General features: G+C 72.1%; 15 protein-coding genes. 4 read left to right on the top strand and 11 right to left on the bottom strand.

The window, feature by feature from the left end; all coding sequences use genetic code 11:
• Positions 1-19 precede the first annotated feature (19 nt).
• The 3 genes from rbsK to H295_RS0121950 are packed head-to-tail and all read left to right on the top strand — an operon-like array spanning position 20 to position 2,924.
• Entirely contained in the window at positions 20-913 is an 894-nt protein-coding gene (gene rbsK / locus H295_RS0121960) for a ribokinase (protein WP_020137508.1), read from the top strand.
• Positions 910-2,100 carry a CaiB/BaiF CoA transferase family protein gene (locus tag H295_RS0121955; protein ID WP_020137507.1) on the top strand — a complete coding sequence of 397 codons (1,191 nt, stop codon included), beginning with the start codon at positions 910-912 and terminating at the stop codon, positions 2,098-2,100. The genes rbsK and H295_RS0121955 overlap by 4 nt, the downstream gene beginning before the upstream one ends.
• Entirely contained in the window at positions 2,097-2,924 is an 828-nt protein-coding gene (locus tag H295_RS0121950; RefSeq protein WP_020137506.1) for an HpcH/HpaI aldolase/citrate lyase family protein, read from the top strand. The genes H295_RS0121955 and H295_RS0121950 overlap by 4 nt, the downstream gene beginning before the upstream one ends.
• Positions 2,925-3,000: 76 nt before the next feature.
• On the opposite strand, the gene lgt is transcribed toward H295_RS0121950, so the two are convergent.
• The 11 genes from lgt to hisI all read right to left on the bottom strand — a co-directional run bounded on the left by lgt (position 3,001) and on the right by hisI (position 11,688).
• Positions 3,001-3,957: a prolipoprotein diacylglyceryl transferase gene (gene lgt / locus H295_RS0121945; protein WP_043217733.1), complete on the bottom strand. Its 957-nt coding sequence runs from the start codon at positions 3,955-3,957 to the stop codon at positions 3,001-3,003.
• A gap of 82 nt (positions 3,958-4,039) precedes the next feature.
• A complete protein-coding gene (locus H295_RS0121940) occupies positions 4,040-4,813 on the bottom strand; it encodes a DsbA family protein (protein ID WP_020137504.1) in 774 nt (257 codons plus the stop codon).
• A gap of 87 nt (positions 4,814-4,900) precedes the next feature.
• Positions 4,901-5,719 carry a tryptophan synthase subunit alpha gene (trpA, locus tag H295_RS0121935; RefSeq protein WP_020137503.1) on the bottom strand — a complete coding sequence of 273 codons (819 nt, stop codon included), beginning with the start codon at positions 5,717-5,719 and terminating at the stop codon, positions 4,901-4,903.
• Positions 5,716-7,002 (bottom strand): tryptophan synthase subunit beta, encoded by a 1,287-nt coding sequence (trpB, locus tag H295_RS0121930; RefSeq protein ID WP_020137502.1) that lies wholly within the window; start codon positions 7,000-7,002, stop codon positions 5,716-5,718. The genes trpA and trpB overlap by 4 nt, the downstream gene beginning before the upstream one ends.
• A 79-nt stretch (positions 7,003-7,081) precedes the next feature.
• Entirely contained in the window at positions 7,082-7,279 is a 198-nt protein-coding gene (gene trpM / locus H295_RS48750; protein WP_078616718.1) for a tryptophan biosynthesis modulator TrpM, read from the bottom strand.
• Positions 7,280-7,300: 21 nt separating this feature from the next.
• Complete coding sequence (gene trpC, locus H295_RS0121925; RefSeq protein ID WP_020137501.1) at positions 7,301-8,110, bottom strand: indole-3-glycerol phosphate synthase TrpC; 810 nt, start codon at positions 8,108-8,110, stop codon at positions 7,301-7,303.
• A gap of 137 nt (positions 8,111-8,247) precedes the next feature.
• Positions 8,248-8,688, bottom strand: a complete 441-nt coding sequence (locus H295_RS0121920) for a DUF2752 domain-containing protein (protein WP_020137500.1) — start codon at positions 8,686-8,688, stop codon at positions 8,248-8,250.
• A 78-nt stretch (positions 8,689-8,766) separates the two neighbouring features.
• Complete coding sequence (locus H295_RS0121915) at positions 8,767-9,015, bottom strand: HGxxPAAW family protein (protein WP_020137499.1); 249 nt, start codon at positions 9,013-9,015, stop codon at positions 8,767-8,769.
• Positions 9,016-9,106: 91 nt separating this feature from the next.
• On the bottom strand, positions 9,107-9,748 hold the full coding sequence (locus tag H295_RS0121910; protein WP_028809619.1) for a TIGR02234 family membrane protein: 642 nt from the start codon (positions 9,746-9,748) through the stop codon (positions 9,107-9,109).
• Between the two features lie 51 nt (positions 9,749-9,799).
• Positions 9,800-11,278 carry an anthranilate synthase component I gene (locus H295_RS0121905; RefSeq protein WP_020137497.1) on the bottom strand — a complete coding sequence of 493 codons (1,479 nt, stop codon included), beginning with the start codon at positions 11,276-11,278 and terminating at the stop codon, positions 9,800-9,802.
• Between the two features lie 11 nt (positions 11,279-11,289).
• Positions 11,290-11,688: a phosphoribosyl-AMP cyclohydrolase gene (gene hisI / locus H295_RS0121900; RefSeq protein ID WP_028809618.1), complete on the bottom strand. Its 399-nt coding sequence runs from the start codon at positions 11,686-11,688 to the stop codon at positions 11,290-11,292.
• Between the two features lie 83 nt (positions 11,689-11,771).
• Here hisI and H295_RS0121895 point away from each other — a divergent pair, with 83 nt between their 5' ends.
• Complete coding sequence (locus tag H295_RS0121895; protein WP_020137495.1) at positions 11,772-12,407, top strand: TIGR03085 family metal-binding protein; 636 nt, start codon at positions 11,772-11,774, stop codon at positions 12,405-12,407.
• Positions 12,408-12,449: the final 42 nt, after the last annotated feature.

Raw genomic sequence — 12,449 nt, 5'->3', positions numbered from 1 at the left:
ACCCGGAAGCCGCCCGCCCATGACCCACATCGCCGTGCTCGGCAGCACGAACATGGACCTGGTCGCCTACGTCGACAAGGCGCCCCGGCGCGGAGAGACCGTCACCGGCAGGGACTTCCGCACGATCCCCGGCGGCAAGGGCGCCAACCAGGCGATCGCCGCGGCCCGCGCCGGAGCCACCGTCTCGATGATCGGCGCGGTCGGCAACGACCCCTTCGGCCCCCGGCTGCGCTCCACCCTGGAGCACTCCGGCGTCACCACCGACCACCTGCGCACCGTCGACGGCCCCACCGGCACCGCGCACATCGTCGTGGACGACGAGGGCGGCAACGCGATCGTCGTCGTGCCCGGCGCCAACGGCACCGTCGACCACCTCGTCCCCGGCGACGAGGGTCTGATCGCCTCCGCCGACGCCCTGCTCCTCCAGCTGGAGATCCCCCTGGAAGCGGTCCTGGCCGGCGCCGAGACCGCCCGCGCCCACGGCGTCCGGACCATCCTGACACCCGCCCCGGCCCGGCCGCTGCCGCCCGAACTCCTCGACGCCACCGACCTGTTGGTCCCCAACGAGCACGAGGCCGCCACCCTGACCGGCATCGCCGACCCGTTCGCCGCGGGCGCCGCCCTCCTGGACCGGGTCCCCCGGGTGGTGATCACCCTCGGCGCGGCCGGCAGCCTCTACCTGACCCGGGACGCCGAACCCCTCGCGGTCCCCGCGCCCCGGGTCACCGCGGTGGACTCCACGGGCGCGGGCGACACCTTCGTCGGCACCCTCGCGGTCGCCCTCGGCGAGGAACGGCCGATCCGGGAGGCGATGGCCTGGGCCGCCACCGCGGCGGCCCTCTCCGTCCAGCGGGAGGGCGCGTCGGCGTCGATGCCCTACCGCTCCGAGATCGAGGCCGGGTACACGTCATGACCGAGACCCCCCTCACGGGCCTGCGCGTGCTCGACGCGGCCACCCTCTTCGCGGGCCCCCTCGCCGCCACCATGCTCGGCGACTTCGGCGCGGAGGTCGTCAAGATCGAGCACCCGACGAGGCCCGACCCCTCCCGCGGCCACGGCCCTTCCAAGGACGGCATCGGCCTGTGGTGGAAGCTGCTGGGCCGCAACAAACGCACCCTCACCCTCGACCTGTCCAGGCCGGGCGGCCGCACCACCTTCCTCAGGCTGGCCGCGACGGCGGACGTCGTCATCGAGAACTTCCGGCCCGGCACCCTGGAGAAGTGGGACCTCGGCTGGCCGGAGCTGTCCGCCGTCAACCCCCGTCTGGTCCTGGCCCGCGTCACCGCGTTCGGGCAGTTCGGCCCCTACTCCCGCCGCCCCGGCTTCGGCACCCTCGCCGAGGCGATGAGCGGCTTCGCGGCGATCACCGGCGAACCGGACGCGCCCCCGGTCCTGCCGCCCTTCGGCCTCGCCGACTCGATCGCGGGTCTGGCCACGGCGTACGCGGTGATGACGGCCCTCGCGGCCCGCGACCGCACCGGCGAGGGCCAGGTCGTCGACATGGCGATCATCGAGCCGATCCTGGCGGCCCTGGGACCCCAGCCGACCTGGTACGACCAGCTCGGTCACGTCCAGGAGCGCACCGGCAACCGTTCCGCCAACAACGCCCCGCGCAACACGTACCGCACCGCCGACGGCACCTGGGTCGCCGTCTCCACCTCGGCCCAGTCGATCGCGGAACGGGTGATGCACCTGGTCGGCCGCCCGGAGCTGATCGACGAGCCGTGGTTCGCGACGGGCGCGCAGCGGGCCGAACACGCCGACGTCCTCGACGCGGCGGTCGGCTCCTGGATCGCCGCACGCACCCGCACCGAGGTCCTCGCGGCCTTCGAGAAGGCGGAGGCGGCCATCGCCCCCGTCCAGGACATCCGGGACGTGATGGCCGACCCGCAGTACCAGGCCCTCGACACCGTCACCACCGTCGACGACCCCGAACTCGGCCCGCTGCGCATGCAGAACGTGCTGTTCCGGCTCTCCTCGACCCCCGGCGCGATCCGCTGGGCGGGTCGTCCGCACGGCGCGGACACCGACGAGATCCTCACCGAACTGGGCCTGACCGAGGCCGAGCTGACGGCCCTGCGCACGGAGGGCGCCCTGTGAGCCGGCACCCCCTGACCTGGCTCTACGTCCCCGGCGACCGCCCCCACGTCGTGGACAAGGCCCTGAACTGCGGCGCCGACGTCGTGGTGATCGACCTGGAGGACGCGGTCGGCCCCGACCGCAAGGCGTACGCCCGCGAGGCGACCGCGGAACGCCTCACCGACCCCCAGCCGACGCCCGTCCACGTCCGCGTGAACGCCGTCGACACCCCCCTCGCGGCAGCGGACCTGGCAGCCCTCGCCCACCTGCCGGGCCTGTCCGCCCTGCGCCTGCCCAAGGTCACCTCCCCGGCCCAGATCACCCGCGTCGCCGAGACGGCCCCCGCCGACAGGGGCGCCCCACCCCTCTACGCCCTCCTGGAATCGGCCCTGGGCGTCGAGCGGGCCTACGACATCGCCCTCGCCCACCCGGCCCTGCGGGGCCTCGCGCTCGGCGAGGCGGATCTCCGGGCCGATCTGGGCGTACAGCACGACGCGGGCCTGGACTGGTCCCGCTCCCGGGTGATCGTGGCGGCGAGGGCGGCAGCCCTGCCTCCGCCGTCCCAGTCGGTGCACCCCGACATCCGGGACCTGGAGGGCCTGGAGGCATCCTGCGCGCACGGCCGCGCCCTGGGCTTCCTGGGCCGGGCGGCCATCCACCCCCGCCAGCTCCCGGTCATCGAGCGGGCCTACCTGCCCACCCAGGAGGAGATCGAGCAGGCGGAGTCCGTCCTCGAGGCGGCACAGGTCCACCCGGGCGCGCAGGCCCTTGCGAACGGCACGTTCATCGACACGGCGGTGGCGGCCCAGGCCCATCGGACCCTGTCCCTGACCCGACGCCCCTGACCCGGCACCCTGCTCCCGACACACGAGAGGGCGCCCCGGGAATCCCGGGGCGCCCTCGTCGACGTACAGCCGGCCGTCAGGTCTTCTTCGCCGACTCGGCCTCGTCCTTGGTCTCGTCCTTGGCGTCGGCATCCTCGGAGTCGGCCTCGGCCTTCTCCGCATCCGCGGCCGTCCCGTCGGCGTCGGCCTTCCCGCTCTCCTCGGCCTCCTCCTCGGCGGCACCGGGCTCGACGACCTCCTCGCGCCCCGGCCGCTTCCGCGCCGACAGCACCATGTAGGTGACCGCGAGCAGGAACACGATGATCGCGGTCCAGACGTTGAGCCGCAGACCGAGGATGTGGTGCGCGTCGTCGATGCGCATGTACTCGATCCAGCCCCGCCCGGTGCAGTACGCGGCGACGTACAGCGCGAACGCCCGCCCATGGCCGAGCGTGAAGCGGCGGTCGGCCCAGATGACGAGCAGGGCGACACCGATGCACCACAGCGACTCGTAGAGGAACGTCGGGTGGTAGTAGCCCGGAACCCGGCCGTCCGTCGAGGACGTGATGTGCAGGGCCCACGGCAGGTCGGTCGGCTTGCCGTACAGCTCCTGGTTGAACCAGTTGCCCCAGCGGCCGATGGCCTGCGCGAGGGCGATACCGGGCGCGATGGCGTCGGCGTAGGCGGGCAGCGGGATGCCACGGCGGCGGCAGCCGATCCAGGCGCCGACCGCTCCGAGCGCGATCGCGCCCCAGATGCCGAGTCCGCCCTCCCAGACCTTGAAGGCGTCCACCCAGTCACGGCCCTCGCTGAAGTACAGCTCGTAGTCCGTGATCACGTGGTAGAGACGGCCGCCGAGGAGTCCGAACGGCACGGCCCAGACCGCGATGTCGGCCACCGTGCCGGCTCGCCCGCCCCGGGCGACCCAGCGCTTGTTGCCGAGCCATACGGCTACGAAGACGCCGATGATGATGCAGAACGCGTAGCCACGCAGCGGGATGGGACCGAGGTGGATCACCCCGCGCGACGGGCTGGGAATGTAGGCAAGTTCCATGGCAGGGTCGACGCTACCCTGCCGGGCCGGGCCCACGGCAGGCGGCCCGGCAACGGGTCCATAACAGGCCGACTTGAATTCCTTACCCCTTGGCGGCTTCCAGCACCTGCTGCTTCAGCTTCGCCGGCGTCATCGTCTGGTCCTGGTAGATGTTCTTGCCGTTCAGCAGCACGGTCGGCGTGCCGCTGAAGCCGCCGTTGCGGAACGCCGCCGCCGACTTCTCGACCCAGCTGTCGTGGGTGCCCTTCTCGACGCAGGTGCGGAACGCGGGGGTGTCCAGGCCGTCGACCTTCTGCGCCAGTTCGAGCAGTTTCGCGTTCTCGGCGTAGTCGTCGCTGGTCTCCTCCGGCTGGTTCTCGTAGAGCACGTCGTGGTAGCCGGGGAACTTCCCCACGTCCTGGGCGCAGGCCGCGGCGTTGGCCGCGGTGCGGGAGCCGGTGCCGCCCATGTTGCCGTCGATGATGGTCGCCAGGTGGTATTCGACCTTGAGCTTGCCGGACCCGGTGAGCTCGTGGATGGTCGGCCGGTACGCCGCCTCGAAGGCCTTGCAGGCCGGGCAGCGGAAGTCCTCCCAGACGACGAGCGTCGACTTGGCGCCCTCCTCGCCGACCGGGATGGCGAGGCTGTCCTGGCCGTTGGCCCCCGAGGGCGCCACGACCGGGCCCGAGGCGTCCTTGTCGTCCTTGCCGGAGTTCGCCGCGACCACGCCGATCACCGCCGCCAGGCCCAGGACGCACACCACGCTCGCGCCCACGATCAGCACCCGGCGCCGCTTCTCCGCGGACTTCTGCTTCGCGCGCTCCTCCGCCAGCCGCTCCCGGGCGGTGCGCTTTCCCTCACGGTTCTTCTCACTCACACCCGCAGAACGAACCGGGGAGGCGCACCGCGCCTCCCCGGCCCCAGGTCCACCCGTTCGAGTGACCGAACCGTGCCGTTCCGCCCGCTACGCCTGTCGGCGCACGCCCTTCGCCAGCTCGGCGGCGAGTTCGCGGACGCCCTCGATGCCGGCCTTGTCGTCGGGCGCGTCCAGCATCCGCTTCACGAAGGCCGAGCCGACGATCACCCCGTCGGCGAAGCCGGCCACCTCGGCGGCCTGCTTGGCGTCGGAGACGCCGAGCCCGACGCAGACGGGCAGGTCGCCGCCGGCCGCCCGGGTGCGCTCGACGAGGTCCTGGGCCTGAGCGCCCACCGACTCGCGGGTGCCGGTGACGCCCATCAGCGAGGCGGCGTAGACGAAGCCGCTGCCTGCCGCGGTGATCTCGGCGAGGCGCGCGTCCCTGCTGCTGGGCGCGACCACGAAGACCGTGGCGAGCCCGTGCTTCTCGGCGTGCTCCCGCCACAGCGCCGACTCCTGCACCGGCAGGTCGGGCAGGATGCAGCCCGCGCCCCCGGCGTGGGCGAGTTCGGCGGTGAAGCGCTCGACGCCGTAGCGGTCGATGGGGTTCCAGTACGTCATCACGAGCACCGGCTTCCCGGTGGCCTCGTGGGCCTCCTTGACCGTGCGCATGACGTCCGCGATCTTGACGCCGCCGCGCAGGGCGATGTCGTCGGCGGTCTGGATGACGGGACCGTCGAGGACGGGGTCGCTGTGCGGCAGACCGACCTCCACGATGTCCGCGCCGCCGTCGAAGACGGCCTTGATCGCCTCGATGCCCCCGTCCACGGTCGGGAACCCGGCCGGGAGGTAGGCGATGAGCGCGGAGCGGCCCTCGGCCCTGGCGGCGGCGAGGGTGTCCGACAGCAGTTGGATGTTCCCGCTCACTTGGCGTCCCCCTCGATCTCCGCGCCGGTGCCGGCCTCGTCCGCGGCGACGGCCGCGTCGGTGTCGTAGAGCCCGAAGTAGCGTGCGGCGGTGTCCATGTCCTTGTCGCCGCGCCCTGACAGGTTGACGACGATCAGCCCGTCCTTGCCGAGCTCCCGGCCGACCTCCAGGGCACCGGCCAGCGCGTGCGCGCTCTCGATGGCCGGGATGATGCCCTCGGTGCGGGACAGCAGGCGCAGTGCCTGCATGGCCGCGTCGTCGGTGACCGCGCGGTACTCACCGCGCCCGGAGTCCTTGAGGTAGGAGTGCTCGGGGCCGATGCCGGGGTAGTCCAGACCGGCCGAGATGGAGTACGGCTCGGTGATCTGGCCCTCCTCGTCCTGGAGGACGTAGGAGCGGGAGCCGTGCAGGATGCCGGGCTCGCCCGCGGTGAGGGTGGCCGCGTGCTCGCCGGTCTCCACACCGTGCCCGGCGGGCTCGCAGCCGATGAGGCGTACGGCGGTGTCGGGGATGAAGGCGTGGAAGAGGCCGATGGCGTTGGAGCCGCCGCCGACGCAGGCGATGGCGGCGTCGGGCAGTCGGCCGGCCCGCTCCAGGAGCTGGCGGCGGGCCTCGACGCCGATCACGCGGTGGAAGTCGCGGACCATGGCGGGGAAGGGGTGCGGTCCCGCGACGGTGCCGAACAGGTAGTGGGTGCGGTCGACGTTGGCGACCCAGTCACGGAAGGCCTCGTTGATCGCGTCCTTGAGGGTGCGCGATCCCGACTTCACGGCGATGACCTCGGCGCCGAGCATCCGCATCCGGGCCACGTTGAGGGCCTGGCGCTGGGTGTCGATCTCGCCCATGTAGATCGTGCACTCGAGCCCGAACAGCGCGCAGGCCGTCGCGGTCGCGACGCCGTGCTGGCCGGCGCCGGTCTCGGCGATCACGCGGGTCTTGCCCATGCGCTGGGTGAGCAGGGCCTGACCGAGCACGTTGTTGATCTTGTGGGAGCCGGTGTGGTTGAGGTCCTCCCGCTTGAGGAAGATCCTCGCGCCGCCCGCGTGCTCCGCGAAGCGCGGGACCTCGGTGAGGGAGCTGGGGCGGCCGGTGTAGTTCACCAGCAGGTCGTCGAGTTCGCGCGCGAACTCGGGGTCGTGCTTGGCCTTGTCGTACTCGACGGCGACCTCGTCCACGGCGGCGACGAGGGCCTCCGGGATGAACTTGCCGCCGAAGGCGCCGAAGTAGCCTTCGGGGCTCGGGACCTGACCCTCCGGGTCGGGGATGAAGAACTCGCTGGGCATGACTGAACCTCACGGTGAGTGCGTATGAAAGACACTGAGCGCCGTGGGGGCCAGGGATTGACTGATCGACTGCGGGCCGTCAGTGGCTGGTCGCGCAGTTCCCCGCGCCCCTCACGGGGCGCTGCCATCGCATGCCGTTCACCTGGCCGGGTTCGTCTCCGATGACGTACCTCACCCTGCGGCCGTGCACCCTTCGCGCGGGCGCGCGACAACCACGGGGGCGGCAGCCGCGCGCGAGGCGGGCGTACCTGTCCGTGGTCGTCGTCGTGAGCGTCATCGGGGCAAGCCTACCGAAAGATCATCCGCGCCCGTGGCGCAGAGCCGGGTGCTCCCCCGCCGCCACCAGGTCGGCGACCGCCGTCTTCGGGTCCTTGCCGGTCACCAGGGACTCGCCGACCAGGACCGCGTCGGCGCCGGCGTTGGCGTAGGCGATCAGGTCGTGGGGGCCGCGGACGCCGGACTCGGCGATCTTGACCAGGTTGGCCGGGATCTCGGGGGCGACGCGCTCGAAGGTGCCGCGGTCGACCTCGAGGGTCTTGAGGTTACGCGCGTTGACGCCGATGATCTTCGCTCCGGCGTCCACCGCGCGCTCGACCTCGTCCTCGTCGTGGACCTCGACGAGCGGGGTGAGCCCGATGGACTCGGCACGCTCGATCAGGGACTCCAGAGCGGGCTGCTCCAGGGCCGCGACGATGAGCAGCGCGAGGTCGGCGCCGTAGGCCCGGGCCTCCCACAGCTGGTACGAGGTGACGATGAAGTCCTTGCGCAGGACCGGGATGTCCACGCGCGCGCGGACGGCCTCCAGGTCGGCAAGCGAGCCGCCGAAGCGGCGCTGTTCGGTGAGGACGGAGATGACGGCCGCGCCGCCCGCCTCGTAGTCGGCGGCGAGCCCGGCCGGGTCGGCGATCGCGGCCAGCGCGCCCTTGGAGGGGCTGGAACGCTTGACCTCGCAGATGACCTTGACGCCGTCGCCGCGCAGGGCGGCCACGCCGTCCTTGGCGGCGGGAGCCTTCGCCGCGCGCTCCTTGAGCTCGTCGAGGCTGACGCGCGCCTGCCGTTCCGCGAGGTCGGCACGGACTCCGTCGATGATCTCGTCGAGCACACTCACGCGAGCGGCCCCCTTCCAGACGGTTGGCGGTTCCATCGACCGATGAAAACAGTGGTCACTGCGATGGTATCCGCAGGAGGGCGTAGGCCTCGCATCCGGTTGACGTCGTTCCCACTACCTGGACATTCACCCGTTGATCAAGGATGAAGCCAGCCACCGAACGGCAGGTTCCGGACAACGGTGAAGACCAGCGCCAATGTCCCCACGGTCCACAGCTGGACGGGCCCGAGGGCGAGCCGCAGCGGCCGTCCGCGCGCCGCGCGGACCACCCAGACGGTCCACAGCACGGCGAAGCCCAGATAGCCCACGACGGCCATCGCGTTGTCCTGGAGCGCGGCGAGGAAGTCGCCGTGGATGAAGGCGTGCGCGCTGCGCAGTCCGCCGCAGCCGGGGCAGTACAGGCCGGTGAACCGGTAGAGCGGGCAGACCGGGTAGTGGCCGGGCTGGTTGGGGTCGACGGTCCCCACGTACGCGAAGGCCCCGGCGACGGCCGTGAGGATCCCGGCCGGGACGGCCAGCCGCCCCAGGAGTCCTTCGGGGGGCAGCGCTCGCTGCGTGTCGGCGTTCACGTCCGGCATTGTCCCCCGTCCGCTCCTCGAACGCGCGAGGGGCGGCCCCGGCGGTTTCCGCCGGGCCGCCCCATCACGCGGTGCGTGTCAGCTCTTGGCGTCCGCCGTCTCGGCCTTGGTGGTGACGAGCGGCTTGTGGGCGTCCTTGGGCATGCCCATCCCCATCGCGCTCATGATCCAGCCGATGATCCCGCCGATGACCACGATCGCCATACCGGCCCAGAACCCCGCCGGCTGGGCCATCACCATGAAGACGCCCGCGACGCAGAAACCGATGAAGGCGATAGTGACACCGGTCCAGGCGGCCGGGGTGTGACCGTGGCTGCTGCCCGCCATTGCTTGCTCCTAGGTGCTGAAGTACGTGATGTCGGGCCCATTCTTCCGTACGCGGGGGCCCGGTGTGTTCGGGGGTCGCTTTGGTGCGACGCTACGCCCCCGTCGGATCCTCTCCCCTGTCAAGCGCCTTCCAGATGTCCTCGGGCCGGTCGGGATCGACGGCGACAGCCTTGCGACGTGCCCGAGGCGCCCCGTCCCGCTCGTACCGCCCCGACATCGCGGGCCACAACCGCCCGTACCGCAGCGCCAGCAACCCGGCGACGAGAATCAGCACGCCGCCCACCACGGCCACATAGGGCCAGGCGGTGTGGCTGAGCGCGGCGACCGTCGCCGAGGTGTCGCCGGAGGCCTTCGCCGCCTGCTCGTCCAGTGCGGAGGAGTCCCCCGCACCGATCAGCGCCGCCGTCACGATGCCGGCTCCGGAGAGCGCGAGCACCCCGGCGACCAGCAGCCGCCCCGCCTTGCGTACGGCGAAGACGGCGACGAGCGCGGCGAGGCCCACTATGGCGAGCGCGGCCGGGACACCGGTCACGTCGCTGCCCTTGGCGGTCAGCGGAAACGCGCCGCCGGCCACCGTCGCGGTGCCCTCCGACCATCGCTGACGGGTCGCGAGCAGCGCCACGGCCGCGCCGAGGGCACCGGCGAGCAGCGCTACGGCAAGACTGAGGCGGCCGGCCCTGGCGGGTCCTGCGGCTTCGGAACGGGGGTGAGGTACGGCAGTCACGTACCCCACTATCACCCGAACCCCGGGCGAACGGTTACCCGGGGTTCCGTGAGAATCGCCCTACTTGCCCAAGCGGTTCGCGGTGTGTACGGCTCTGAGGACCGCCGCCGCCTTGTTGCGGCACTCGGTGTCCTCGGCGACCGGGTCGGAGTCGGCGACGATTCCGGCGCCTGCCTGGACGTAGGCCGTGCCGTTCCTCAGCAGTGCCGTACGGATGGCGATCGCGGTGTCGGAGTCGCCCGCGAAGTCGAGGTAGCCGACGCAGCCGCCGTACAACCCCCGCCGGGACGGCTCGAGTTCGTCGATGATCTGCATCGCGCGGGGCTTCGGCGCGCCGGAGAGGGTGCCGGCCGGGAAGCAGGCCGTGAGGACGTCGAAGGCGGTGCGGCCCTCGGCGACCTTGCCGGTGACCGTGGAGACGATGTGCATGACGTGGGAGTACCGCTCGACGGACATGAAGTCGACGACCTCGACCGAACCGGGCTCGCAGACCCGGCCGAGGTCGTTGCGCCCGAGGTCGACGAGCATGAGGTGCTCGGCGCGCTCCTTGGGGTCGGCGAGCAGCTCGTCGGCGAGGGCCTGGTCCTCCTGCGGGGTGGCCCCGCGCCAGCGGGTGCCGGCGATGGGGTGGACCAGGGCGTGCCCGTCCTCGACCTTGACCAGGGCCTCGGGGGAGGAACCGACGACGTCGAAGCCGTCGAAGCGGAAGAGGTACATGTACGGCGACGGGTTCGTGGCCCTGAGGACCCGGTAGACGTCCAGCGCGCCGGCCGTGCACGGCGTCTCGAAGCGCTGGGAGGGGACGACCTGGAAGGCCTCGCCTGCCCGGATGCGCTCCTTGATGTCCTCGACGGCCGCCTGGAAGTCGGGGCCGCCCCACAGTGCGGTGTACTCGGGCAGCTCGGAGGGCGGCAGGACGGCCGGGGGCTGCGCGACCGCGCGGGTGAGGTCGGCCTCCATGGCGTCGAGGCGGGCCACGGCGTCGGCGTAGGCCTCGTCGACGCCGGTGTCGAGGTCGTTGTGGTTGATCGCGTTGGCGATCAGCAGGACCGAGCCCTCCCAGTGGTCCATGACGGCGAGGTCGCTGGTCAGGAGCATGGTGAGCTCGGGGAGCTTCAGGTCGTCGCGCTCGCCGGGGCCGATCTTCTCCAGGCGGCGGACGATGTCGTAGCCGAGGTAGCCGACCATGCCGCCGGTGAAGGGCGGCAGGCCCTCCTGGTGGGGGGTGTGCAGGGTCTCGATGGTGGCGCGCAGGGCGGCGAGCGGGTCGCCCTCGACGGGGACGCCGACGGGTGGGGTGCCGAGCCAGTGGGCCTGGCCGTCGCGGGCGGTGAGGGTGGCGGCGGAGCGGACGCCCACGAAGGAGTACCGGGACCAGGAGCGGCCGTTCTCCGCGGACTCCAGCAGGAAGGTGCCGGGGCGCTCGGCGGCGAGCTTGCGGTAGAGCGCGACGGGGGTGTCGCCGTCGGCGAGGAGCTTGCGCGTGACCGGGATGACGCGCCGGTCGGTGGCGAGCTTGCGGAAGGTCTCGAGGTCCATGGCGGCTGACCTTACTGATCCGAGGTGGCGGTACCGGAACCGGCGCCGTCCTTGAGGAGTACGTCGGCGTCGAAGCAGGTGCGTGCGCCGGTGTGGCAGGCGGCGCCGACCTGGTCCACCTTCACCAGCACGGTGTCGGCGTCGCAGTCCAGGGCGACGGACTTGACCCACTGGAAGTGGCCGGAGGTGTCGCCCTTGACCCAGTACTCGCGGCGGCTGCGTGACCAGTAGGTGCAGCGGCCGGTGGTCAGCGTGCGGTGCAGCGCCTCGTCGTCCATCCAGCCGAGCATGAGCACCTCACCGGTGTCGTACTGCTGGGCGATCGCGGGGACGAGCCCGTCGGCGCTGCGCTTGAGGCGCGCGGCGATCTCCGGGTCGAGACTGCTGCGGGGCGGGGGCGTGCTGGTCATGACTGCCATTGTGCCGCGCGCCACTGACAGTGACCGTGGGGTGTCCACTGTGCGGACCGGTGACGCGGTCGTAGGCTGACTGCATGTCGACTTTCGCCAAGCGTGAACGACTTCTCCTCGCCGACCTGTTGGAGGCCGAGGGCCCGGAGGCCCCCACTCTCTGCGACGGCTGGCTCACCCGCGATCTCGCGGCGCACGTGGTGGTGCGCGAGCGCCGCCCCGACGCGGCCGGGGGCCTGGTGATCAAGCAGCTCGCGTCCCGTCTGGACCGGGTGATGGCCGAGTTCTCCGAGAAGCCCTACGAGGAGCTGATCCAGCTCATCCGCACGGGCCCGCCGCGTTTCTCGCCGTTCCAGCTCAAGCAGGTCGACGAGCTGTCGAACACGGTCGAGTTCTACGTCCACACGGAGGACGTCCGCCGCGCCCGCCCCGACTGGACGCCCCGCGAGCTGGACCCGGTCTTCCAGGACACCCTGTGGTCCCGCCTGGAACGCACGGCCCGCCTCATGGGCCGCAGCGTCCCCACCGGCCTGGTGCTCCGCCGCCCGGACGGCCAGACAGCGGTGGCCCACCGCGGCACCCCGGTGGTGACGGCCACCGGCGAGCCCTCCGAACTCCTCCTGTTCCTCTACGGCCGCCAGAGCGCAGCGAAGGTGGACCTGGAGGGCGACAAGGAAGCAATCGCCAAACTCCACGAGGCAAAGGAACTCGGAATCTGAGGGGGCGGGGCGGGCCAGGAGACCGGAAAGCCCCGGCCACCG

Origin of the sequence: Streptomyces sp. 351MFTsu5.1, assembly GCF_000383655.1 — a bacterium.
GTDB classification, from domain to species: Bacteria; Actinomycetota; Actinomycetes; order Streptomycetales; family Streptomycetaceae; genus Streptomyces; species Streptomyces griseorubiginosus.
The sequence above is the reverse complement of the archived record's forward strand: the minus strand, read 5'-3'. Positions and strand labels throughout refer to the sequence as shown.

Coding starts and splice junctions, on each gene's coding strand:
- hisI (WP_028809618.1), bottom strand. CDS start 11,688: ATGACCAGCACGCCCCCGCCCCGCAGCAGTCTCGACCCGGAGATCGCC.
- H295_RS0121905 (WP_020137497.1), bottom strand. CDS start 11,278: ATGGACCTCGAGACCTTCCGCAAGCTCGCCACCGACCGGCGCGTCATC.
- H295_RS0121915 (WP_020137499.1), bottom strand. CDS start 9,015: ATGGCGGGCAGCAGCCACGGTCACACCCCGGCCGCCTGGACCGGTGTC.
- H295_RS0121920 (WP_020137500.1), bottom strand. CDS start 8,688: ATGCCGGACGTGAACGCCGACACGCAGCGAGCGCTGCCCCCCGAAGGA.
- rbsK (WP_020137508.1), top strand. CDS start 20: ATGACCCACATCGCCGTGCTCGGCAGCACGAACATGGACCTGGTCGCC.
- trpB (WP_020137502.1), bottom strand. CDS start 7,002: ATGCCCAGCGAGTTCTTCATCCCCGACCCGGAGGGTCAGGTCCCGAGC.
- trpM (WP_078616718.1), bottom strand. CDS start 7,279: ATGACGCTCACGACGACGACCACGGACAGGTACGCCCGCCTCGCGCGC.
- H295_RS0121955 (WP_020137507.1), top strand. CDS start 910: ATGACCGAGACCCCCCTCACGGGCCTGCGCGTGCTCGACGCGGCCACC.
- H295_RS0121895 (WP_020137495.1), top strand. CDS start 11,772: ATGTCGACTTTCGCCAAGCGTGAACGACTTCTCCTCGCCGACCTGTTG.
- lgt (WP_043217733.1), bottom strand. CDS start 3,957: ATGGAACTTGCCTACATTCCCAGCCCGTCGCGCGGGGTGATCCACCTC.